The organism is Shinella kummerowiae (genome assembly GCF_009827055.1).
GTDB lineage: Bacteria > Pseudomonadota > Alphaproteobacteria > Rhizobiales > Rhizobiaceae > Shinella > Shinella kummerowiae.
The window spans coordinates 846,373-867,153 of sequence record NZ_WUMK01000001.1; the positions used below are offsets into that span (position 1 = coordinate 846,373).

Consider the following 20,781-nt stretch of genomic DNA (forward strand, 5'->3'; position numbering starts at 1 on the left):
CGCAGCGCAACAATCGCTGCGGCCTTGTATTACCGAGATTTAATGGAAAGCGCGCCGCCTGCGACGGTGATGGCGGCGGCGAGAAGCAGCACACCGGCGGCGGCGAGGCTGGGCAGCACGTAGCTTCCCGTGCGCGCCGCCAGGAAGCCCGCGCCGAGCGGCCCAAGGATCTGCCCGACGCCGAACGCCGCCGTCATCAGCGCCAACACCTGCCGGGGGCTCTCGCTGGCCAGCACCCGCCCGAGCTGCAAGCCATAGGCCGTGATGACGATGAAGGTGAGGCCGAGCAGCACGCCGCCGATCAGCGCCGAAGCCGGGAACGGCAGCGTGACTGTGACAGCGACGCCCACCATCTCGACGAGGATCGCCGCCAGATAGGCCCGCGCCACGCCATAACGCTGCGCCACCGGTTTCCAGACCACGACCGAGATCGCCGCGGCTGCACCGGTGAAGAGCCAGGTGAGGCATTCGAGCAGCGGGCTATGGCCGCCTTCCCGCGCAATAGCGACAATGAAGGTGGCCGTCACGACGTAACCGATGCCGAACAAACCATAGCTCAGCGTCAGGGCGGCAAGCGGCCGGATCCAGACGATCGACGGCTCGCGCACGCCCGCGGCGCCGCCCTCCGGCCGTGGAAGCAGAACCATGACGACACCGAGACCGACGGCACCGAGCACGGCGCCGGCAAGCCAGTCGACGCGCCAGGCAGCGATGGCCGGGATATCCACGAACGACAGCAGATAGACCAGCAAGGCCGACACCGCGATACCCACGCCGACACCGGAAAAATGCGCCATCTGCACACGCGGATCGTGATGCCTGAGCCCGATGGAGAGCACGATGCCGGAGGTGAAGATCATGGCGAAGGCGCTGGCGAGCCCGGCGAGGAAGCGCACGACGGACAGCGCTGCGACCCCTGAGAGCAACCCCATGGCGACAAGCAGTAGGACGGTGGACATCAAAGCCCCGACGGCGAGGCGTCGTTCGAGACCAGCAGCCCAGCCATAGGCGGCGAGCACCGCACCCAGCAGGTAACCGGCAAAATTCGCCGCCGCGATGATGCCGGCATCGGCTGCATTCAGGCCGAGCCCCGCCATCATGCCGGGCAGAACGGGCGTATAGAAGAAACGGCCGAGCCCCATGGCCACGGCCATGGCGACAGCACCGGCGATGGCCGCCCGGACGGGCTCGCGCGACAGGGCGGGAATGCGTTGCATCATGGCGCGACCATCGCACTGCAACATGGCCGCGACAAACAAGATTAATTGATCGTCGGATCAGCGCCGGTGAAGGCTCAGCCGGGCAGCGTCACCACCAACGGCCCGTTGCGCGTCGCCACGACCGTGTGCTCGAACTGCACCGTCGGCGCGCTCGGCTCGCTGTAGAGCGTCCACTCGTCGTTCTTGCCGCCTTCCGCCCAGTTGGCGCCGAGCGACAGGAACGGCTCGACGGTGAAGACGAGACCCTCCGTCATGCGGCGCTTTTCCTGCGGGTCCGGCCAGGTGGCGATTTCCGTCGGCTCTTCGTGCAGCGAGCGGCCGACGCCGTGGCTCGCGAGGTTGGCGATCAGCGTGTAGCGGTTCTTGCGCGCGAATTCGCCGATGGCAGTGCCGACCTGCGCCAGCGGCTTGCCGGCCTTGACCTCCTTGAGACCGACCCAGAGCGCCCGCTTGCCATCGCGGCACAGCCGTTCCACCGCCGGCGTCGAGCGCCCGACCGTGAACGACGCGCCGGTATCGGCAAAATAACCGTCGAGCTCGGCGGAGACGTCGATATTGACGAGGTCGCCGTCCTTGATCACCCGGTCACCCGGAATACCATGCGCCACCTCTTCGTTGACGCTGATGCAGGTCGCGCCCGGAAAGGCATAGCAGCTTTCCGGCGCCGAACGTGCGCCCGCCGCCTCCAGCATGCGCCGGCCGATCAGGTCCAGTTCGGCCGTGGTCATGCCCGGCTGGATCGAGGTCGACATGTGCTGGAGCACATTGGCGCAGATTCGGCCGATCGCCTTCAGGCCGTTGAGGTCATCATCATTCTCGAGGGTCATCGCATCTCTCTTTCGCGGGCGTCCTGGAGCAATTCCAGCAAAAGTGCGCAGCGGTTTTGCGTCCGGAATTGCGCGAAAATAAAAGGTTAGAGCGTTTTCGCGATTCGAAGAAAAGCGGAAATGCTCTACCACGCCCGCGCGCGTCTGTCAGGCAGAAGCGATTGCTGCGTCCCTGGGTTCCGCCGCCAGCATCTCGCGCACCAGCGGAGCAACCTTGGTGCCGTAAAGCTCGATGCCGCGCAGGATCTGGTCGTGCGGCATAAGGCCGATCGCCATCTGCAGCAGGAAGCGATCGTTGCGGAAGATCCGCTGATGATCGACGATCTTCTTCGCCACCGTTTCCGGATCGCCGAGGAAGAGGTGCCCCGTCGGCCCGATCGACTGGTCGAACTGCGCCGGGCTCGTCGGCCCCCAGCCGCGCTCGTGGCCGATGCGGTTCATCACCTCGGCCTGCGGTCCATAGAAGGCATCCGCCGCAGCCTGCGTGCTGTCCGCAATGAAACCGTGCACGTTGATGCTGGTCTTCAGCCTGGCCTCGTCCTGCCCTGCCCGGCGTGCCGCCTCACGGTAGAGATCGAACAGCGGCGCATAACGCGACGGCGTGCCACCGATGATGGCAAGCGCCAGTGGCAGGCCATAGGCGCCCGCGCGCGCCACCGATTGCGGCGTGCCGCCAACGGCGATCCAGATCGGCAGCCTGCCATGCGCCGGACGCGGATAGACGCCGAGCCCCGACAGCGGTGCCCGCATCGTGCCGGTCCATGAGACTTTTTCGCTCTCGTTCAGCGCAAGCAGCAGGTCGAGTTTCTCCTCGAAAAGCTGATCGTAATCATCGAGCGCATAGCCGAAGAGCGGAAAGGATTCGATGAACGAGCCCCGTCCCGCCATGATTTCCGCCCGCCCGCCGGAAAGGAGGTCGACGGTGGAATATTGCTGGAAGACCCGCACCGGATCATCCGACGACAGCACTGTCACCGCACTCGACAGCCGGATGTTTTTCGTGCGCGCAGCCGCCGCCGCCAGCACCACGGCCGGCGCCGAGGCGGCATAATCCGCCCGGTGATGTTCACCGAGCCCGAAGACATCGAGCCCGACCTGATCGGCGAGTTCGATCTCTTCAAGAAGGTTTTTCAGCCGCCGCTCCCCTTCCCGCCCCTTGTCGGCGGCATTGGGATCGACATCGGCAAATGTATAGAGGCCAAGTTCCATGGGATGTTCCAGATGTGAGGGATTTTCCCAGAGATATGGCCGGCCGTGGCCGGTTGAAAGGGCGGATCGGGAAACAGTGTGTTTACAGGACGATCGCGACCACGCAAAAACGGGGCGGTTTCCCGCCCCGCTCATTGCCTCAAAGCCTGGAGGCAACCTCTTCGAGCTGGCCTGCCACCTGGCCCCAGCCCTCGTGGAAGCCCATCTTCTCGTGCGCCTCGCAGTCCTCGACGTTCCAGTGACGGGCGATCGCGGTGTAGCGGGTCTTTCCGTTGCCGAGGTCGTCGAAGAGGATTTCGGCGCTGAAGAAAGCCTTTTCTGTCGGCTTCCAGTCCGGGCCGAAGGCGTCCGTGGTGATGATGCGCCTGTCCTTTTCCACCTTCAGGAACACGCCGGTTGAGTCCATGTGAAAGCCGTCCGGGCCGGTCATGACGGTGCGGAACTTGCCGCCGTCGCGCGGCTCCATGTCGACAAGGGCAAGCGCATAGGGCTTCGGCATAAACCATTCCTTCAAGATCTCCGGCGTCGTCCAGGCCTTGAAGAGCTGGGCGGGCGTGGCATTCAGCACGCGGGTCAGCACCAGCTCGCGGTTGTTGGCGGGCTTGATGTCGGCGGTGTCGGTCATGTCTCTCTCCTCGGCAAGTGTGATCATCAGGTTCGTATCAAGGACGCCCGGCGGCCGGCCAGTCCGACATCGGATCTGGTTTATTTTTCGGCGCTCGCCATCTCGCGCTGCAGGCTATCGAGATGCTGGCGGATATGCGCCGCTTCCGCCGACGTGGTGGCAAGCGCGATGGCACGGTCGAAGGCCTCGTGCGCCTCGCGGTAACGGCCAAGCTGTTTCAGCAGGCCGCCGCGCAGGCCATGAAAATAGAAGTAACCATTGAGCTTTTCCGCCAGTGGCTCGATCAACGCCAGCGCCGCCTCCGGCCCTTCGCGCTTCGAAACCGCGACGGCCCGGTTGAGCCGCACCACCGGTGACGGCTGAAGACGCTCCAGCGTCTGGTAGAGCAGGTCGATCTGCAGCCAGTCCGTTTCCGCCGCCGTCGCGGCGCGCGCATGAAGGGCTGCGATTGCCGCCTGGATCTGGAAGGCGCCGGGCGTGCGATGGCGGATCGCCTTGTCGATCAAGACCAGCGCCTCGTCGATAAGAGCACGATCCCACAGCGTGCGGTCCTGGTCTTCGAGCAGCACGATCTGACCGTCCTTGTCGAAGCGGGCGTCGAGCCGCGAATGCTGGATGAGGATGAGTGCCGTCAGCCCCATGATCTCCGGCTCCGACGGAAACAGCTTCAAAAGCAGCCGTGCCAGCCGGATCGCCTCCGCGCAGAAAGGCGTATCCGCCTTCTCGGGCATGCCGGCCGAGTAGCCCTCGTTGAAGACGAGATAGATCATCGCCGCGACGACACCGAGCCGTTCGGCGCGCGCCACGGCATCCGGCGTTTCGAAGGGAATGCCTGCCGCCGCCACCTTCGCCTTCGCGCGGGTGATGCGCTGCTCCATCGCGGCTTCCGAAACGAGAAATGCCTTGGCGATCTGCCTGACCGAAAGTCCGGAGACGATGCGCAGCGCGAGCGCGATCTGCTGTGTGGCCGGCAGGTCCGGATGGCAGCAGACGAACAGCAGGCGCAGGATATCGTCGCGGTAATGTGCGCCATCCAGCCGGTCCACGAGGTCGCTTTCCGTATCCTCCAGATCGGACAGCACCTCCTCTGGCGGAAGCGGCTGGTGCTTGGCGCGCTTGCGCACCTGGTCGATGCCGCTGTTGCGGCCGACGAAGATCAGCCATGCTGCCGGATCGCGCGGCGGGCCCTTGTCGGGCCAGGTCTTCAGCGCGCGAAGGCAGGCCTCCTGAAAGGCCTCCTCCGCGAGGTCGAGGTTGCGGAAGTAGCGCAAAAGCGCCCCCATGGCCTGCGGCCGTGCCGAAGTCAGCGCCAGATCGATCCAGGCAAGCTCTGTCATGTTATGGGTACTCCCGGATTGAAGAACTGCAACGGCCTGACTTCATAAGTGCCATTGGCCGGATTGACCGCGGAAAGCTCGCGAGCAAACGTGATCGCCTCCTCCAGCGTTTCCACATCGAGCACGAAGAACCCCAGGAACTGCTCCTTGGTTTCGGCAAAGGGCCCATCCATGATGATGTCATCAGTCGCGCCCTTGCGAACCGTGACCGCCGCCGTCGTCGGCATCAGCCGCGCAACGGGTCCCAGCTTGCCGGCCTCCGCATAACGCTGGTTGACAGCACCGAGATCGGCCATGACCCTGTCATCCAGATCCTTCGACCAGGCGTTGACTTCATTTTCGTCATCGTAACAAAGAACGGCATACAGCATGGTGAACTCCCGTTGGCTGAAAGACGTAGGAGTAGCGTCTCAGCCGACAGGACGCACCGGAATATTTTTGATGATCGGCAGAAACAGTCGGCAGCGCCAGCCAACAGGCCGGCTTGTCTGATATCTGCGCGACGGAGCAGAAAATATCTTAATTCCGGAATGTTAGGAAAGGTCGAAACGGAGGCCCCTCCCATGACGGTGGACAGCGAACGCGCAAGGCTCATCGAGGCGTTCCGCGCCTGGAAATCCGAGATCTTCGCCCTCACCCGGGAGATCGTCGCGCAACGCGCCTTTTCGAGCGGCAAGGATGAGCTCGCAGCAATCCTGAAAGACCTGCCCGTCAGAAATTTCGATCCGGTTCTCGACCTCCGCATCAGCGATGGTGCGGGCGAGATCCAGCGGACGACCAATGCAGCCTTTCGCCACGCCGGCTACCAGCCGGGAACGCCAGAGACCTTCACCGGCCTTGGCTTCGACCTCTCCGCGCACGAGCGCGCCGTCGATACGGCGGGGCGCTTCCACCAGGGTATCGAGGTCAGCCTCTACAACCGTGGAGTTTATGATTTCCTGGCGAAGGCCGATGCCGAGATCGCGGATGAGTGCAACGCCGTCGGTAGCGCATGGCAGGGCGCGTTTGATACAATCGAATCCGCCCCGATCGACGGCATGCACGACGTACTGGCACTGGCAGCGACGATCCCGCGCGGCGACCACTACCATTATGGCTTTGTGACCGAGGTCACGCCGACAGGCACAAGCACAGCCGCCCACGAACCGCTGGCCTATGCGGAGGTGGTTTTCAACGCGCTGATCGCCGTCGAGTTTCACCGCTTCATGCGCGACTGCCTGCAGAAGCTCGACCTGCCGCACAGCATGGTCGTGATCGTCGCAGAACACGATCTTATCTATGTGCCGCACACCCATTATCGCTTGCCGGGATCGGCAGCACGCGAACGCTCGCCGACGCCGCCATCGATCCGGCAGGTCGCCTCCACCCCGGGAAAAACCGCTGTCTTCGGGCGTCGCCCCCAAAGACCATGACGGTGGCTGCCGGCGCGGATCAGAGCTTGAACACGTCGTCACGCCAGAAGACGATGACATAGCCGCCAGCCGGTTCGGCCTTGCGAGCCCATCGATGCAATTGCGCGTGATACGGTTCGCTTCGCCAGATGTCCGGGTAGTCAGGATCGACAAGCACTGTGATCTGCGGCCCCTGCCGGTAGATCATCATATGCGAGCGGGACGGCGCCCATGCCTCGTCGAGCGCCTCATCGGTCATCCACAGGCAGAGGAAATCCCGGCAGACCGCAGGCCGGTCCGCATAGATCGAACAGCCCTTGTCCGCGATGCAATGCCGACACCAGGCATTTGCGGGCTTCTCGAACAGGTCGATATCCGGCAGCCGGCAACAAAGAGTGCATGTGCCACAGGATCGGCCGGCGACGATGGTCGGGGATACGTGCATGGGCGCCCATACCATCCAATGACGCCGCCTTGAAGAGGGAACGGAAAGCTACTCCGCGCTCAGCGTCCGCCGCACGGCATCCTTCCAGCCCTTGATCTTCACCGCCCGCGTCTTCTCGTCCATCTTCGGCTCGAAGCGCGTATCGCGGGCCCAGGATTTGGCAAAGCCCTTGCGGTTCGGCCAGACACCGGCGCGCTGGCCGGCGAGCCAGGCGGCACCGAGCGCCGTCGTCTCCAGGATGGTCGGGCGGTCGACGGGGGCGTCCAGAATGTCGGCGAGGCGCTGCATGGTCCAGTCGGAGGCGACCATGCCACCGTCGACGCGCAGCACCGTTTCCTTGCCGTTGGCCTTCCAGTCCTTGTGCATGGCGTCGAGCAGGTCGCGCGTCTGGTAGCAGACGGCTTCAAGGGCGGCGCGGGCGAATTCCGCCGGTCCCGTGTTGCGCGTCATGCCGTAGATGGCGGCACGGGCATCGGGGTCCCAGTGCGGCGCGCCCAGGCCGGTGAAGGCGGGCACGAGGTAGACGTTCTGCGTCGGATCGGCTTGCGCCGCGAGATCGCCGGTGTCGGGGGCGGCCTTGATAACCTTCAACCCGTCGCGCAGCCATTGCACGGCGGCACCGGCGATGAAGATCGAGCCTTCCAGCGCATAGGTCGTCTCGCCGTCGAGCCGGTAGGCGATGGTGGTGAGCAGGCGGTTCTTCGAACGCACCATGTCGGGACCGGTGTTGAGCAGCGCAAAGCAGCCGGTGCCGTAGGTGGACTTCATCATGCCCGGCTCGAAGCAGGCCTGGCCGATGGTGGCCGCCTGCTGGTCGCCGGCAACGCCGAGGATCGGGATTTCCGCGCCGAACAGCGCCTTCTCCGTCACGCCGAAATCGGCCGCGCAGTCCCGCACCTCGGGCAGCATGGCCTTCGGCACGCGCAGGATGTCGAGCAGCTCGTTGTCCCAATCGTTCGCCGCGATGTTGTACATCAGCGTGCGGCTGGCATTGGTGGCGTCGGTGACGTGCGACTTGCCGCCCGTCAGCCGCCAGATCAGGAACGTGTCGATCGTGCCAAAGCAGAGGTCGCCCTTGGCAGCCCGTGCGCGCGCGCCCTTCACATTGGAGAGCATCCAGGAGAGTTTGGTGCCGGAGAAATAGGGGTCGAGCAGCAGGCCGGTCTTCTTGGTGAAGGTCTTTTCGAGATCCTGCTTCTTCAGCTTCTCGCAATAGGAGGCGGTGCGGCGGTCCTGCCAGACGATGGCATTGTGGATCGGCTTGCCGCTCTCGCGCTCCCACACGACCACCGTCTCGCGCTGGTTGGTGATGCCGATGGCCGACATGTCCGACGCCTTGAGATCGGCCTTCTTCAGCGCGGCCTTGACCGCCCAGACGACACTGTCCCAGATTTCCTCCGGATCGTGCTCGACCCAGCCGGATTGCGGAAAGTGCTGGGTGAATTCCTTCTGGCCGGACCCGACGACCTTCTGGTTGCCGTCGAAGACGATCGCCCGGCTCGATGTCGTGCCCTGATCGATCGCGAGAACATATCCGCCCATGCTTTCCTCCCAGCTAAGGGCCGCTCCCAGGCCCTTCGGAATCTTCAATACGACATCAAAACGAATGTCAAAGGAAAATAAAACGCAAGTCGCGCTCTGCCCTCACCGCCACTCTACCGCGCGGAAAACGCAATTGTCATCGCTCGACTTTTAGGCGTAGGCTACCGCAAAGCAGCATATCGGAGATGAAAAACATGAAGAGTGTCGTCGTAACCGGCTCCACCAGCGGCATTGGCCTCGCCATCGCCACGGCCTTTGCCGAAGGTGGCGCCAATGTCGTCATCAACGGTTTTGGCCCAGCAGAGGAAATCGAGGCGACACGCGCCAAGCTGGACGGTCTCGGTAAGGGCCGCGTGCTCTATCATCCGGCTGACATGACGAAACCGCACGAGATTTCCGACCTCATCCAGACGGCGGTGGAAGAGTTCGACGGCGTCGATATCCTCGTCAACAATGCCGGCATCCAGCATGTCGAGAAGATCGAGGACTTTCCGGTCGAGAAGTGGGACCAGATCATCGCGATTAACCTCTCCAGCTCGTTCCACACCATCCGCGCCGCCATTCCGCACATGAAGCGCAAGGGCTGGGGCCGCATCATCAACGTCGCTTCGGCGCACGGCTTGGTCGCCTCTCCCTTCAAGGCCGCCTATGTGGCGGCAAAACACGGCATCATGGGGCTGACGAAGACGGTCGCGCTGGAGATCGCCGAAAACGGCATCACCGCCAACGCCATCTGCCCCGGTTATGTGCTGACGCCACTCGTCGAAAAGCAGATCCCCGATACGGCGAAGGCGCGCGGCATCAGCGAGGCGCAGGTGAAGTCCGACGTCATGCTGAAATTCCAGCCGACCAAGGAATTTGTCGGCGTCGACGAGGTCGCGGCCATCGCCCTGTTCCTCGCCAGCGATGCGGCAAAGTCGATCAACGGTACGCATATCTCGGTCGATGGCGGCTGGACCGCGCAATAATGGACGCGGACAGCACGGGGACCGTCTTCGGGATACCTCACTCGCCCGGTACCGATCGCGTGTTGATGCTCCCGAACGGCTGAAGGCCCAAAAAGAAGCGTAAAAATGAACTTTCTGCAGGACAGTCTCGAGGGCTTTCTCGCCCGGGAACACCGTGTCGTCATCGTCGATGTCATCGCCGTCAGAGGCTCCGCACCGCGCGACGAAGGCACGTTCATGCTGGTGGCACCGACGGAAATCCACGGCACGATCGGCGGCGGACAGCTCGAATATGTGGCAATCGAAAACGCACGAAAGATGCTGGGCGATGCCGGCGGCGAGGCGAAACTTGACATCCCCCTCGGCCCCGACATCGGCCAATGTTGCGGCGGCCGCGTCGAGCTGAGCTTCACCTTCGCGGACGAGCCGGCCCGCCAGGCCCTCGACCAGCGGATCGCGACTGAAGAGCGGGAAAAGCCGCAGGTCTGGGTGTTCGGCGCCGGCCATGTCGGGCGTGCACTTGCCGAGTCGCTGACGCTGCTGCCCTTGAAGGTGTTCGTCGTCGAGGCGCGCGAGAGCGAACTGGATCGCCTCACCTCAGAGGTCCATCACCGCCTGAACGCCATGCCGGAATCGCTGATCGCCGATATCCCGGCCGGCTCCGCCGTGGTCATCGTCACCCATGACCACGCGCTCGACTTCCTGATCGCCCGCGAAGCACTTGCCCGCACCGACCTCGCTTATATCGGCATGGTCGGCTCGAAATCGAAACGCGGCACCTTCCTCCACTATCTCGAAGAGCAGGGTGCGGATCGCGCCGAGGCCGACCGGCTGGTCCTGCCGATCGGTGGCACGACGGTCAATGACAAGCGGCCGGAGGTCATCGCGGCAATGACCGCCTCCGAAGTGCTGCTCGCCTTCGCCGCCTGGAAGGCGAAAAACTAGCAGCCGCGCCCCTCGAGAAACCCGAGATCGCGTTTCATGTGATCGGACAGCTCCTTCGGGTCGAGCCGCGGCAGGCGCTGCCGCGCCCGCCGGCGAAAGACGAGAGAGAGTTTATGCCAAAGGCTCGGCTCACGAAACTTGAGGGCCTCAACCGGCCCGTGATCGGCGATGCATGTCATGGCAAAACCTCGAAAATTCAATCCATTGCTTGCAGGGTGCGCCGAAAAGTGATGAAATTCCAATCGAACCTTCGTCTGTATCCATAAAGAGAACTCAGCCTTGAAGATGTCGCGCAACTTCCCGCTCAATGCGCTCCGCGTCTTCGAGGCGGCCGCCCGGCATGCAAGCTTCACCCGCGCCGGTGACGAGCTCGGCATGACGCAGACCGCCGTCAGCTACCAGATCAAGCTGCTCGAAGAGACGCTCGGCGAGACACTGTTCCTGCGCCAGCCGCGACAGGTGGTGCTGAGCGAAGCGGGCGAACGGCTGGCGCCCAAGGTGGCCGAAGGGCTTGCCAAGCTCGCGGAAGCGGTCACAGACCTGCGCGGCGCGACCGAGCAGAAGCTGCACATCCACTCGACGCCCACCTTCGCCACGCAATGGCTGAGCCGCACGCTCGGCGATTTCCAGCTCAAGCACCCGAACATCGCGGTGCGGCTTTCGACCTCGCAGGAGGTGATCGATTTCGCCCGTGAAGAAGCGGATATCTCGATCCGCTGGGGCAAGGGCGACTGGCCGGGCCTCGAGTGCCACCGCGTCATGCGCATGGATTTCGCCCCCTTGCTGAGCCCGGCGCTCGCCGAAACGATCGGCGGCGTCAGGGAACCGGCCGACCTCTTGAAACTGCCGATCATCAGTGCCCCGGATATCTGGTGGCCCATCTGGTTCTCCGCCGCCGGAATCGACAATCCGGGCCTCGAACGCTACCCGGCCAACGAACTCGGCGTTCAGACGATCGACGCGCAGGTGGCCATGAACAGCCAGGGTGTCGCGATCCTCAACCCCGGCCATTTTCGTGTCGAGATCGCGGCCGGCCTGCTCTACCAGCCCTTCGATATCACCTGTAACGATGGCCGCGACTATTGGCTCGCCTATCCGGAAAACCGTCGCAACATTGTGAAAATCCGCGCGTTTCGCGAATGGATTCTGGCGACGATGCCGAAGGAAGCCTAGATTGGTCGGCAAGATCCCCACGGCACCCGTCGGAGGTGAGCCGCATTTGAATGGAGTGGTACGGTGAGCGTTGCGTTCGTGAAGGAAGAAAGCGCCGAAGCGGCATCGGAAACCCTGCTGCCCGACCGGCCGATTTCTCCCCATCCCAATCTCGTCACGCAGGCGGGTCTGACGGTACTCGAAACGCAGCTCGCCGCGGCGCGCACGGCATTCGAGGCCGCAAACACGATCGAGGACGTCAACGAACGGCGACGCCAGTCGGCCGGCCCGCTGCGCGACCTGCGTTATCTCGCAGAACGCATCCGCACGGCGCAGGTCATGGCCGAGCCAGCATCAAACGACACCGTCGCCTTCGGCAACACGGTCACCTTCAGCCGCGATGACGGCCGGGTGCAGACCTACCGCATCGTCGGCGAAGACGAGGCAGACCCCAAGACCGGCTCGATTTCCTATGTTTCGCCGGTGGCACGGCTGCTGATGGGCAAGGCCGTGGGGGACGTTGTGACCATGGGCGGACATGAACTGGAGATCGCCAACATCCGCTAGAACCGACTGATACGCACATGCTTGCGGCTTCGCCTTGAGGAGGTAGAAAAAACCTACTTCGCGCCTTCCTTGATAATTCGCCGGATCTCGGTCGCTTCCTCACTGCCGACTTCGAAAAGAAAAGCGTTGGCACACGGCGCCTGAAGCACCGTGAGGAGATCCGGTTCGCGATTGGGAAAGATCGTTGCGCTGGGCGCACGAAGCGGCGCCATCCGTGATTTGGGGTCGCGCAACGCGATGAGGAACGGCCCCGGCCCCAGTTTTTCCGGTTCGCCGAAAGTGGAGTTGTCCCACGTCGCGGAAAACGATTCTTGTGACTTACCGAACAGAGCCTCGTCGACAATCACGTCGAACCGTGCGTAGTCCGTCAGGAACCCCTTCTGATTTGTCAGTATTTCCCGTACCTTCGGGGGCGTGTCCTTGCTTTCTGCAAGCCATTTACGTCGATCCTTGCGAACGGCTTCGTCGAGCACGATACGATAATTTTCAATCCTGCCGACGACCACCGTATCCGCATACTGCACATCCCTCAGATCGAGCTTGGCCCGCGTGACGCAGGCCTGCGCGGAATGTCCCGTAAAAAGAAGACTCATCGTCAGCAAAAGAGCGTAGGTACGTTGTCGCATCGGTCCTCGCGAGATCACATCCGTCCTATAAACCAAAGCGCGCAAAGGTGGCGGACTGGTGACCGATCGCGCAAGATTACCAAAGAAAATCAGTAAAAATCCGCTCCAAAATCCCCGCTCTCCAGCCATCACTTATCCTGACCGTCCTTCCGCCGCCGGACGGATCGCGAAACGTGTCGATGCGGGCGGGAGGAGGCGCTTTCGTCTCCTGCCGAAACGTACGGCAGGGGCGAAAGAGGCGTGGAGCGCCCGGGCGTGACGTCCCCGGCGGGCGAGGTTTCCCCCTTCCCCGGGTCGCGGGGTCGGCTTGGGTCCGCCATGCAAGCAGGACGGCAGCGCATGTCCCCGAAAAATGCGGAACGCGGTTTTCGGAAAAGGCATAGGCGCCAGCCAGACTGCGCAGCGAAGCCTTGCCATGCCTGAAGGAGGACTAGACCGCCTCCGAAGAACGCCTGGGCCGCGCGAAAGCGAAGCCACCATTACCCATACTCCAGAGGCAACGCTTTCGCGCGGCTCTCCGGACTGACCTTTCCAACCCGGCGGTGCATCGTGCGGGATAGCGTGACATGCGCGCGCCTCGCCCTTCCCTCGCCTGCGAATATTGCGCAATGTGCGGTTCGGAAGACAAGATGGAAGGGGACGCGCCCACATGTACGAATATGCCATCGCCTGGGAATGGCTGACCTTCGCGGTCCGCTGGCTGCATGTCATTACCGCTATCGCCTGGATCGGCTCGTCCTTCTATTTCATCGCGCTCGACCTCGGCCTGGTGAAGCGGCCGCACCTGCCGGCCGGCGCCTATGGCGAGGAATGGCAGGTACATGGCGGTGGGTTCTATCACATCCAGAAATATCTCGTGGCACCCGCCTCGATGCCCGAGCACCTGACCTGGTTCAAATGGGAAAGCTACATGACCTGGCTTTCCGGCTTCGCGCTGCTCTGTCTGGTCTATTATGGCGGCGCCGATCTGTTCCTGATCGACCGCAATGTGCTGGACGTCTCGACGCCGGTGGCGATCCTCATCTCGCTCGCCTCGCTGGCTGTGGGCTGGATCCTCTACGACCTGCTCTGCAAGTCGCCGCTCGGCAAAAACACCTGGGGGCTGATGATCGTCCTCTATTTCATCCTCGTCGCCATGGCCTGGGGCTATACGCAGGTGTTCACCGGGCGCGCCGCCTTCCTGCATCTCGGCGCCTTCACGGCGACCATCATGTCGGCCAATGTCTTCTTCATCATCATGCCGAACCAGCGCGTCGTGGTCGCCGACCTGATTGCCGGGCGCGTGCCGGACCCGAAATACGGCGTCATCGCCAAGCAGCGCTCGACGCACAACAACTACCTGACGCTGCCCGTCATCTTCTTCATGCTGTCGAACCACTATCCGCTGGCCTTCGCGACGGCCTTCAACTGGATCATCGCGGCCCTCGTGTTCCTGATGGGCGTGACGATCCGCCATTGGTTCAACACAACCCACGCCCGCAAGGGTAAACCCACCTGGACCTGGCTCGTCACGGCCCTGCTCTTCCTCATCATCGTGTGGCTTTCCACCGTGCCGAAGGTGCTGACCGGCGAAAGCGCCGATGCGGGCCTCGCGCCCTCCGCCCAGCGCTTCGCCGCCAACAGCCATTTCCCGGCGGTACGCGATCTCGTCTCGACGCGCTGTTCGATGTGCCATGCGGCCGAGCCGGCGTGGGAGGGCCTGCGCGCCGCGCCGAAAGACGTTGTGTTCGAAAGCGAGAAGCAGATTGCCCTGCACGCCCGCGAGATCTATCTGCAGGCAGGCCGCAGCCACGCCATGCCACCGGGCAATGTCACCGGCATGACGGCGGAAGAGCGCGCCCTCATCACCGCCTGGTTCGAAACCGCCGCAGAAGGAAGCTGACCGCCCATGACCCAGACCCTCATCCGTGGACGCCTGCTCTCCTTCCTCCGCCGGCCGGAAGTGATCGACGATGCGGCGAGCTATCGCTACGAGGAGGATGGCGGGCTGCTCGTCGAGGATGGAAGGATCGCGGCGGTCGGTCCCTATGCCGCCATCCGCGCCGCCGCGCCGGACGATGTGGATGAAATCGACCACCGCCCCCACCTCATCCTGCCCGGCCTCATCGACACGCACCTGCATTTCCCGCAGATGCAGGTCATCGGTTCCTATGCCGCCAATCTGCTGGAATGGCTGAACACCTATACGTTCCCGGAGGAATGCCGCTTCGTCGAAAGCGCGCATGCCGCCCGCATCGCGCGCCACTTCTACGACGAGATGATCCGCCACGGCACGACGACGGCCGTTGCCTATTGCTCCGTGCACAAGGCCTCGGCCGACGCCTATTTTGCCGAAGCGCTGAAGCGCGGCATGTGCATGGTCGGCGGCAAGGTGATGATGGACCGCAATGCCCCACAGGGCCTGCTCGACACGCCCCAGATGGGCTATGACGAGACCCGCGCTGTCATCGCCGAGTGGCACGGCAAGGGCCGCAACCATGTCGCCATCACCCCGCGCTTTGCCATCACCTCGACGCCGGCGCAAATGGAGATGGCTGCGGCACTGGCCCGCGAATTCCCCGACCTGCACATCCAGACGCACCTGTCCGAAAACCACGACGAAATCCGCTTCACCAGCGAACTCTACCCGGATGCGATCGACTACACCGACGTCTACGCAAAATACGACCTGCTCGGCCCCAAAAGCCTGTTCGGCCATTGCATCCATCTCTCCGAGCGCGAGTCGGATGCGATGAACGAGGCCGGCGCCGTGGCTGTGCACTGCCCCACCTCGAACCTCTTCCTCGGCTCGGGCCTGTTCCCGCTGAAGGCCCTGTCGCGGCGGGGCAAGCCCGTGCGCATCGGCGTCGCGACCGATATCGGCGGCGGCACGAGCTATTCCATGTTGAAAACGATGGACGAGGCCTACAAGATCCAGCAGTTGCTCGGCGAGCGGCTGAACCCTTATGAGAGCTTCTACCACATGACGCTCGGCAACGCCGAAGCCCTGTCGCTCAGCGACCGCATCGGCACGCTGGAGGCCGGCACGGACGCCGACTTCGTTGTCCTCGACGCCGCCGCAACACCCGCCATGGCGCTGAAGATGGAAGTCGTGCGCTCCCTCACCGACGAACTCTTCCTGCTCCAGACGATGGGCGATGATCGTGCGGTGCGCGAGACCTATGTGGCGGGCAGGCCGATGAAGGCGGTGCTTTAGCTGCCGCGATAGGTCGAATAGCTGTAGGCCGAGAGCAGCAGCGGCACGTGGTAGTGGCTCGACGGATCGGCGACGCCGAAACGGAGCGGGATCCGGTCGAGGAAAGCGGGTTCGGTGGTGACGGCACCCGTCGCCCGCAGGTAGTCACCGGCGTGGAAGACAAGCTCGTAGACGCCGGCCATGAACCCGACGCCTTCGACCAAAGCGCCGTCCACCCGGCCGTCACTGTTGGTCGTGACGGTCGTGATGTGCTGGCGCTCCTCGTTCTCGATCCAGTAGAGATCGATCTTCAAATCCGCAGCCGGCGTGCCGAGCGCGGTGTCGAGAACGTGGGTCGTGAGGCGGCCGGGCTTGTTCATGGATCCCTCTCAGGGCTGTTCGATGATGAACGGTTCGTCGAAGAAGAACTCTTCCAGATTGACGCCGCCACCGAGGCGGTCGACCACGAGGAAATCGCTGACGGCACCCATCGCGATCAGCGGATGATGCCAGACATTGCGGCGATAGTTGACACCCTGCCGCCCGCCGGCGCGAAAGACCTGCGGCCGACCCGGCTTTCCATCCTCATCCGCCGCCACCACGACCAGCCAGGGCCGGTCGTCGATCGGCGAAAAGCTCTGGCTGCCGAAGGGATGGCGCTCCATCATGTCGACCGCATAGGGAAAGGCGCGCGGCGCTCCACGGAAGAGGTTGATGATGACCCGCGCATCCTCGCCGGTAGCCTCGGCTTCGGCGAGCGCGTGATAGCGCTCCGTCGTGCCGCCATTGATATGGCGCATCGACGCGGGGTCGGCCTCGATGACCGTACCGAAGGACGCAAAAGCCGCCTGGGTCAAAGGTTGGATCGTGAGTTTGTCAGCCATCGGACAGCCCTCCTGGGGAGAGGAAGGGCGGTCTTTGGTAGTCGGGCATTGTTAATCTCCGGGGAGCAGAGCATTCAACCGGAGGAGCGCGATGCGCTCCACCTGGCCTTTCGCAGTTTCGAATTCTTCATCGGCCGTATTGCCTATGCGCCTCTCGAAAGCCGCGAGGATGTCGCCCTTGTCAAGGCCTTTGACCGCGATGATGAAGGGGAAGCCGAACTTTTCCGTATAGGCCGTGTTGAGCTCGGTGAAGCGCACGTGCTCGGCCGGGCTCAGCCGGTCGAGACCGGCCCCCGCCTGCTCCTTGCGGCTATCCTCGGTCAGCCCGCCGGCAATCGCCAGCTTGCCGGCAAGGTCGGGATGGGCCGTGAGCACGCCAAGCTGCTCCGCCTGGCTCGCCTTGCGGAAGGCGGCAGTGAGCGCGGCATGCACGCCGCCTGCCGTCAGTGGTTCAGAAACCGCACCGGCATCGAGCGCCCGCTCTGCAATGAACGGCGAATGCTCGAAGACACCGCCGAAACGGTCGAGGAAATCGGCCCGGTCAATCATGCCTTAGCCTTCGACGGGTGGTGGTTTTCGATCCAGTGGCGGGCAATGTCGATGCGGCGCGGGATCCAGACCTTTTCATGGCCAAGCACGTAGTCGACGAAGCGGGCGAGTGCCGCAACACGGCCCGGGCGGCCGACGAGGCGGCAGTGCAGGCCGATGTTCAGCATCTTCGGGCTGCCCTCCTTGCCCTCCTGGTAGAGCACGTCGAAAGCGTCCTTCAGATAGGTGAAGAACTGGTCGCCGGTGTTGAAGCCTTGCGGCGTCGCGAAACGCATGTCGTTGGTTTCGAGCGTATAGGGGATGATGAGGAAGGGTTCGCCATCGAGGCCCGGCACCCAGTAGGGCAGATCGTCGGCATAGGAATCGGAGGAATAGACGAAGCCGCCCTCTTCCATGACGAGGCGTAGCGTGTTGGCCGAGGGCTTGCCCTGGTACATGCCGAGCGGGTGCGAACCGGTCAGCTCCTTGTGCAGGCGCACGGCCTCGCGGATATGCTCGCGTTCCTGCTCTTCCGAAAAATCCTTGTATTCCAGCCAGCGGTAGCCGTGGCTGGCGATTTCCCAGCCCGCTTCCTTCATCGCGGCAACGGCTTCCGGGTTGCGCGCCATGGCGAGCGTCACGCCATAGACCGTGGTCGTGACGTTGCGGCTGGTGAACAGCCGATGAAGGCGCCAGAAGCCGGCGCGCGAACCGTATTCGTAGATCGATTCCATGTTGAGGTTGCGCTGGCCAGCCCAGGGCTGCGCGCCGACGATTTCCGAGAGCAGGTTTTCCGACGACGCGTCGCCATCGAGGATGCAGCTTTCCGCGCCCTCTTCATAGTTCACCACGAACTGCACGGCGATATTCGCATCGCCCGGCCAGCGCACGTGCGGCGGAGTGCGGCCGTAGCCGATCAGGTCACGCGGATAAGTCTTCTCGGTCATTGCTCACCTCGGAAATGGCGGAAGCCTTCGCACGGGCGGGTTCGAGCCGGTGCAAACGCCCTTGAAAAGGAACCATTAGCGCCTTGGCCCGTTTCCTGTCCATGACAAGCAAGGAGAAACACCTATGGCCATGCAAGATGCAAATATTCGCGAAACCCAGGACCTCATCGCCAGCGACAAGGTGGAAGGCACCAGCGTTTACGGCGCCGACGGCAAACATATCGGCGCGGTGGAGCGCCTGATCCTCGACAAGCGCAGCGGGCATGTCTCCTACGCAATCTTGAGTTTCGGCGGCTTTCTCGGCATCGGCCAGGACCATTATCCGTTGCCTTGGGGCAAGCTGAACTATGACGAAGGGCTCGGCGGCTACCGCGTCGACGTGACGAAGGAACAGGTCGAGAAAGCGCCGCACTATGAAAGCGACGCCGAATACGACTGGAACCGTCGCAACGGCAAGGTGATCCACGACTATTACGGCGTGCCGCCCTACTGGATGTAAGGGGCTATTAAACCCGCCCTGCTTCCTGAAGGTGGGCCTGGACAGTGAACGAGGGCGGCACGCCAAGCGAGCCGCCCTTGATTTCGTTCAGCACTTCGCGCGCCAGCTTGTGCGCGATGCCGAAACTGATCTTGAAGCCACCGGTCATCAGGCTAAGCTTTGCGTGATCGGGATGCCGCCCGACCATCGGTTCGCGGCCGATCGCTTTCGGCCTCACGCCGGCCCACCGCTCCACCACGGGCGCGTCGACAAGAACCGGCGCCATTGCCCGCGCCTTGTCGATCAAGGCGTCGAGGAGATCGTCAGTGGTCGTCGGCTCCGCGAAACTGTTTTCGCTGGTGCTGCCGACTGCCACCAGACCGTCTTCGTGCGGCACGATGTAGAGGCCATCGGCAAAAATCACCGGAAGCGTCGGGTCGATGGCGGCCTTGAGCAAAGCCGCCTGCCCCTTGACCCCGGTGCCTGTCGGCCGGGTGAGCGGTGAATTGAAGGCCGCCAGCAGCGAGAAGGTCTCAACACCCGCCGCGAGCACACAGGTTCCAAAAGCCACATCGCTTCCATCGTCCAGTCGCGCAAGGCCAGCAACCGGGTCGACCGCCTCGAGCCCGACACCCTCCGTGATCGCGACGTTCGGGTGACGGTCCAGCGCAACTCGCAAGGCATCCAGCAAACGACGCGGCGCAAGGCGGGCAGCAAGATGATCGTGCACCAGCCCATGCGCCATGGCCTCCTCCGCCGGCCAACCGGTCAACGGTGCTGCCCCCAGCACCTCGAAAGCAAAGGAACGGCCCGGCGCCGTCCAGACAGCAAGCGCATCCTGCGCTTGGCCGAGCGCAAGGTCTCGGTTGTGCGGCTTCGCCAGCGGGATGAGGCGACCGGAACGGCGGTATCCGACGGAGAGGCCGGTTTCAGCCTCCAGAGTGGCGATTTCCGCCTCGAGCGAAACGAGCGCGTCGAACTGAAACGCCTTCTTGCTGTTCCAGCGATCCGGCAGGTGCGGCATCAGCGCGCCGAGTACGCCGCCGCTGGCACCGGCGCCGATGGTCCGTTTTTCGACAAGGCGCACCGAAAAACCGTCGCGGGCCGCAAACAGGGCGGTCCAGAGCCCCATGACCCCACCGCCGACCACGAGCAGGTCTACAGCCGGTTGACCGGCGGCCTTCGCGCGACTATCGGCATATGCCATGGCTGAACACGTTCCTGAAAAAGCCCCGTCGACCGAAGCAGTCCTCGACTGGCACGAGGGCGATATGCCCTATTCCCGCGCCTTTGACGATCATTTTTATTGCCGCAGCGACGGGCGGCTGGAATGCGGCCATGTCTTTCTTTCCGGCAACGACCTGCCGACGCGCTGGCAGCGCGCAACCCCGTTCCGCATCGCCGAACTCGGCTTCGGCACCGGCCTCAATCTCTGCGAGACCTGGCGGCAATGGCGGGAGACGGCACCGGACGACGCAAGCCTGCACTTCACCTCCTTCGAGCGGTTTCCGATGGCGCGCGCCGATATCAAGCGGGCGCTCGCCCATTGGCCGGAGATCGAGCGGGAACGCGCGATCCTGGCCGAAAAATGGCCGGATGCACCGGCAGGCCGCGTCGAGATCAACCTCGAGCCGCGTGTCCACCTCACCGTCGTCTGCGGGGTGGCGCTCGAAAGCCTCGGCCAGGAAACCACACCCGTCGATGCCTGGTACCTCGACGGTTTTGCACCGTCGCGCAATCCGGACATGTGGTCAGTGGAGCTGATGGGCGAAGTCTTTCGCCTGACCGTCCCCGGCGGGCGCTTCGGCACCTATGCGGCGGCGGGCTTCGTGCGCCGCAACCTTGCGAATGCCGGCTTCATTGTGGAACGCCGACCCGGATTTTCCGGCAAGCGCGAAATGCTCTGCGGGCAAAAGCCGGAGTGAGGCTCAGTCCG

Annotated in this window: 24 protein-coding genes; 9 read left to right on the plus strand and 15 right to left on the minus strand. The window is 63.6% G+C overall.

Going from position 1 to position 20,781, the window contains the following annotated elements; genetic code table 11:
• Nucleotides 1-29 precede the first annotated feature (29 nt).
• The 6 genes from GR138_RS03960 to GR138_RS03985 all read right to left on the minus strand — a co-directional run bounded on the left by GR138_RS03960 (nt 30) and on the right by GR138_RS03985 (nt 5,589).
• Nucleotides 30-1,220, minus strand: coding sequence for a YbfB/YjiJ family MFS transporter (locus GR138_RS03960; protein WP_246200265.1), 1,191 nt, complete (start codon nt 1,218-1,220; stop codon nt 30-32).
• Nucleotides 1,221-1,294: 74 nt separating this feature from the next.
• The gene (map, locus tag GR138_RS03965; RefSeq protein WP_160857287.1) at nt 1,295-2,047 is read right to left on the minus strand and encodes a type I methionyl aminopeptidase; all 753 of its coding nucleotides are present in this window, start codon (nt 2,045-2,047) and stop codon (nt 1,295-1,297) included.
• Nucleotides 2,048-2,194: 147 nt separating this feature from the next.
• Nucleotides 2,195-3,256: an LLM class flavin-dependent oxidoreductase gene (locus GR138_RS03970; protein WP_160857288.1), complete on the minus strand. Its 1,062-nt coding sequence runs from the start codon at nt 3,254-3,256 to the stop codon at nt 2,195-2,197.
• A gap of 139 nt (nt 3,257-3,395) precedes the next feature.
• Nucleotides 3,396-3,881 (minus strand): SRPBCC family protein, encoded by a 486-nt coding sequence (locus tag GR138_RS03975; RefSeq protein ID WP_160857289.1) that lies wholly within the window; start codon nt 3,879-3,881, stop codon nt 3,396-3,398.
• Between the two features lie 80 nt (nt 3,882-3,961).
• Nucleotides 3,962-5,218, minus strand: coding sequence for an RNA polymerase sigma factor (locus tag GR138_RS03980; RefSeq protein ID WP_160857290.1), 1,257 nt, complete (start codon nt 5,216-5,218; stop codon nt 3,962-3,964).
• The gene (locus GR138_RS03985; protein ID WP_160857291.1) at nt 5,215-5,589 is read right to left on the minus strand and encodes a YciI family protein; all 375 of its coding nucleotides are present in this window, start codon (nt 5,587-5,589) and stop codon (nt 5,215-5,217) included. The genes GR138_RS03980 and GR138_RS03985 overlap by 4 nt, the downstream gene beginning before the upstream one ends.
• 192 nt (nt 5,590-5,781) lie before the next feature.
• Between GR138_RS03985 and GR138_RS03990 the strand changes: the two genes are divergently transcribed.
• Nucleotides 5,782-6,630, plus strand: a complete 849-nt coding sequence (locus tag GR138_RS03990; protein ID WP_160857292.1) for a hypothetical protein — start codon at nt 5,782-5,784, stop codon at nt 6,628-6,630.
• Nucleotides 6,631-6,649: 19 nt separating this feature from the next.
• Here GR138_RS03990 and GR138_RS03995 read toward each other — a convergent pair whose 3' ends face one another.
• The gene (locus GR138_RS03995; protein ID WP_160857293.1) at nt 6,650-7,054 is read right to left on the minus strand and encodes a YkgJ family cysteine cluster protein; all 405 of its coding nucleotides are present in this window, start codon (nt 7,052-7,054) and stop codon (nt 6,650-6,652) included.
• Nucleotides 7,055-7,102: 48 nt separating this feature from the next.
• Nucleotides 7,103-8,596, minus strand: coding sequence for a glycerol kinase GlpK (gene glpK / locus GR138_RS04000; RefSeq protein WP_160857294.1), 1,494 nt, complete (start codon nt 8,594-8,596; stop codon nt 7,103-7,105).
• A gap of 194 nt (nt 8,597-8,790) precedes the next feature.
• Here glpK and GR138_RS04005 point away from each other — a divergent pair, with 194 nt between their 5' ends.
• Entirely contained in the window at nt 8,791-9,564 is a 774-nt protein-coding gene (locus GR138_RS04005; protein WP_276508766.1) for a 3-hydroxybutyrate dehydrogenase, read from the plus strand.
• A gap of 105 nt (nt 9,565-9,669) precedes the next feature.
• A complete protein-coding gene (xdhC, locus tag GR138_RS04010; protein ID WP_160857296.1) occupies nt 9,670-10,488 on the plus strand; it encodes a xanthine dehydrogenase accessory protein XdhC in 819 nt (272 codons plus the stop codon).
• On the opposite strand, the gene GR138_RS30205 is transcribed toward xdhC, so the two are convergent.
• Complete coding sequence (locus GR138_RS30205; protein WP_202402522.1) at nt 10,485-10,784, minus strand: hypothetical protein; 300 nt, start codon at nt 10,782-10,784, stop codon at nt 10,485-10,487. The two genes, xdhC and GR138_RS30205, sit on opposite strands and share 4 nt — an antisense overlap.
• Here GR138_RS30205 and GR138_RS04015 point away from each other — a divergent pair.
• Both GR138_RS04015 and greA read left to right on the plus strand, forming a co-directional pair.
• Nucleotides 10,774-11,661 (plus strand): LysR substrate-binding domain-containing protein, encoded by an 888-nt coding sequence (locus GR138_RS04015; RefSeq protein WP_202402516.1) that lies wholly within the window; start codon nt 10,774-10,776, stop codon nt 11,659-11,661. The two genes, GR138_RS30205 and GR138_RS04015, sit on opposite strands and share 11 nt — an antisense overlap.
• Nucleotides 11,662-11,724: 63 nt before the next feature.
• Nucleotides 11,725-12,207, plus strand: a complete 483-nt coding sequence (gene greA / locus GR138_RS04020; RefSeq protein ID WP_160857297.1) for a transcription elongation factor GreA — start codon at nt 11,725-11,727, stop codon at nt 12,205-12,207.
• A gap of 53 nt (nt 12,208-12,260) precedes the next feature.
• Here greA and GR138_RS04025 read toward each other — a convergent pair whose 3' ends face one another.
• On the minus strand, nt 12,261-12,962 hold the full coding sequence (locus GR138_RS04025) for a hypothetical protein (RefSeq protein ID WP_246200266.1): 702 nt from the start codon (nt 12,960-12,962) through the stop codon (nt 12,261-12,263).
• 520 nt (nt 12,963-13,482) lie between these two features.
• Between GR138_RS04025 and GR138_RS04030 the strand changes: the two genes are divergently transcribed.
• Nucleotides 13,483-14,715, plus strand: a complete 1,233-nt coding sequence (locus GR138_RS04030) for a urate hydroxylase PuuD (protein WP_160857298.1) — start codon at nt 13,483-13,485, stop codon at nt 14,713-14,715.
• 6 nt (nt 14,716-14,721) lie between these two features.
• The gene (gene guaD / locus GR138_RS04035; RefSeq protein WP_160857299.1) at nt 14,722-16,029 is read left to right on the plus strand and encodes a guanine deaminase; all 1,308 of its coding nucleotides are present in this window, start codon (nt 14,722-14,724) and stop codon (nt 16,027-16,029) included.
• On the opposite strand, the gene uraH is transcribed toward guaD, so the two are convergent.
• Genes uraH through puuE form a run of 4 tightly spaced genes read right to left on the minus strand, consistent with a single transcriptional unit; the run spans nt 16,026 to nt 18,367 of the window.
• On the minus strand, nt 16,026-16,388 hold the full coding sequence (uraH, locus tag GR138_RS04040) for a hydroxyisourate hydrolase (RefSeq protein ID WP_160857300.1): 363 nt from the start codon (nt 16,386-16,388) through the stop codon (nt 16,026-16,028). The genes guaD and uraH overlap by 4 nt on opposite strands.
• Before the next feature lie 9 nt (nt 16,389-16,397).
• Nucleotides 16,398-16,892, minus strand: coding sequence for an ureidoglycolate lyase (locus tag GR138_RS04045; protein ID WP_160857301.1), 495 nt, complete (start codon nt 16,890-16,892; stop codon nt 16,398-16,400).
• Between the two features lie 51 nt (nt 16,893-16,943).
• Complete coding sequence (uraD, locus tag GR138_RS04050; RefSeq protein WP_160857302.1) at nt 16,944-17,441, minus strand: 2-oxo-4-hydroxy-4-carboxy-5-ureidoimidazoline decarboxylase; 498 nt, start codon at nt 17,439-17,441, stop codon at nt 16,944-16,946.
• The gene (gene puuE / locus GR138_RS04055; protein ID WP_160857303.1) at nt 17,438-18,367 is read right to left on the minus strand and encodes an allantoinase PuuE; all 930 of its coding nucleotides are present in this window, start codon (nt 18,365-18,367) and stop codon (nt 17,438-17,440) included. Before puuE ends, uraD begins: the two co-directional genes overlap by 4 nt.
• Nucleotides 18,368-18,491: 124 nt before the next feature.
• Here puuE and GR138_RS04060 point away from each other — a divergent pair, with 124 nt between their 5' ends.
• A complete protein-coding gene (locus GR138_RS04060) occupies nt 18,492-18,866 on the plus strand; it encodes a PRC-barrel domain-containing protein (RefSeq protein ID WP_160857304.1) in 375 nt (124 codons plus the stop codon).
• A 7-nt stretch (nt 18,867-18,873) separates the two neighbouring features.
• On the opposite strand, the gene GR138_RS04065 is transcribed toward GR138_RS04060, so the two are convergent.
• Entirely contained in the window at nt 18,874-20,052 is a 1,179-nt protein-coding gene (locus GR138_RS04065; protein ID WP_160857305.1) for an NAD(P)/FAD-dependent oxidoreductase, read from the minus strand.
• On the opposite strand from GR138_RS04065, the gene mnmC2 reads away from it, so the two are divergent.
• Nucleotides 20,051-20,770: a tRNA (5-methylaminomethyl-2-thiouridine)(34)-methyltransferase MnmC2 gene (gene mnmC2, locus GR138_RS04070; protein ID WP_160857306.1), complete on the plus strand. Its 720-nt coding sequence runs from the start codon at nt 20,051-20,053 to the stop codon at nt 20,768-20,770. The genes GR138_RS04065 and mnmC2 overlap by 2 nt on opposite strands.
• Nucleotides 20,771-20,781 lie beyond the last annotated feature (11 nt).

What these genes read in the sequence shown, in the direction of transcription:
- GR138_RS03960 (WP_246200265.1), bottom strand. Translation starts at nt 1,220, where the DNA reads ATGATGCAACGCATTCCCGCCCTGTCGCGCGAGCCCGTCCGGGCGGCC.
- map (WP_160857287.1), bottom strand. Translation starts at nt 2,047, where the DNA reads ATGACCCTCGAGAATGATGATGACCTCAACGGCCTGAAGGCGATCGGC.
- GR138_RS03970 (WP_160857288.1), bottom strand. Translation starts at nt 3,256, where the DNA reads ATGGAACTTGGCCTCTATACATTTGCCGATGTCGATCCCAATGCCGCC.
- GR138_RS03975 (WP_160857289.1), bottom strand. Translation starts at nt 3,881, where the DNA reads ATGACCGACACCGCCGACATCAAGCCCGCCAACAACCGCGAGCTGGTG.
- GR138_RS03980 (WP_160857290.1), bottom strand. Translation starts at nt 5,218, where the DNA reads ATGACAGAGCTTGCCTGGATCGATCTGGCGCTGACTTCGGCACGGCCG.
- GR138_RS03985 (WP_160857291.1), bottom strand. Translation starts at nt 5,589, where the DNA reads ATGCTGTATGCCGTTCTTTGTTACGATGACGAAAATGAAGTCAACGCC.
- GR138_RS03990 (WP_160857292.1), top strand. Translation starts at nt 5,782, where the DNA reads ATGACGGTGGACAGCGAACGCGCAAGGCTCATCGAGGCGTTCCGCGCC.
- GR138_RS03995 (WP_160857293.1), bottom strand. Translation starts at nt 7,054, where the DNA reads ATGCACGTATCCCCGACCATCGTCGCCGGCCGATCCTGTGGCACATGC.
- glpK (WP_160857294.1), bottom strand. Translation starts at nt 8,596, where the DNA reads ATGGGCGGATATGTTCTCGCGATCGATCAGGGCACGACATCGAGCCGG.
- GR138_RS04005 (WP_276508766.1), top strand. Translation starts at nt 8,791, where the DNA reads ATGAAGAGTGTCGTCGTAACCGGCTCCACCAGCGGCATTGGCCTCGCC.
- xdhC (WP_160857296.1), top strand. Translation starts at nt 9,670, where the DNA reads ATGAACTTTCTGCAGGACAGTCTCGAGGGCTTTCTCGCCCGGGAACAC.
- GR138_RS04015 (WP_202402516.1), top strand. Translation starts at nt 10,774, where the DNA reads ATGTCGCGCAACTTCCCGCTCAATGCGCTCCGCGTCTTCGAGGCGGCC.
- GR138_RS04025 (WP_246200266.1), bottom strand. Translation starts at nt 12,962, where the DNA reads ATGGCTGGAGAGCGGGGATTTTGGAGCGGATTTTTACTGATTTTCTTT.
- GR138_RS04030 (WP_160857298.1), top strand. Translation starts at nt 13,483, where the DNA reads ATGTACGAATATGCCATCGCCTGGGAATGGCTGACCTTCGCGGTCCGC.
- guaD (WP_160857299.1), top strand. Translation starts at nt 14,722, where the DNA reads ATGACCCAGACCCTCATCCGTGGACGCCTGCTCTCCTTCCTCCGCCGG.
- uraH (WP_160857300.1), bottom strand. Translation starts at nt 16,388, where the DNA reads ATGAACAAGCCCGGCCGCCTCACGACCCACGTTCTCGACACCGCGCTC.
- GR138_RS04045 (WP_160857301.1), bottom strand. Translation starts at nt 16,892, where the DNA reads ATGGCTGACAAACTCACGATCCAACCTTTGACCCAGGCGGCTTTTGCG.
- uraD (WP_160857302.1), bottom strand. Translation starts at nt 17,441, where the DNA reads ATGATTGACCGGGCCGATTTCCTCGACCGTTTCGGCGGTGTCTTCGAG.
- puuE (WP_160857303.1), bottom strand. Translation starts at nt 18,367, where the DNA reads ATGACCGAGAAGACTTATCCGCGTGACCTGATCGGCTACGGCCGCACT.
- GR138_RS04060 (WP_160857304.1), top strand. Translation starts at nt 18,492, where the DNA reads ATGGCCATGCAAGATGCAAATATTCGCGAAACCCAGGACCTCATCGCC.
- mnmC2 (WP_160857306.1), top strand. Translation starts at nt 20,051, where the DNA reads ATGGCTGAACACGTTCCTGAAAAAGCCCCGTCGACCGAAGCAGTCCTC.
- GR138_RS04065 (WP_160857305.1), bottom strand. Translation starts at nt 20,052, where the DNA reads ATGGCATATGCCGATAGTCGCGCGAAGGCCGCCGGTCAACCGGCTGTA.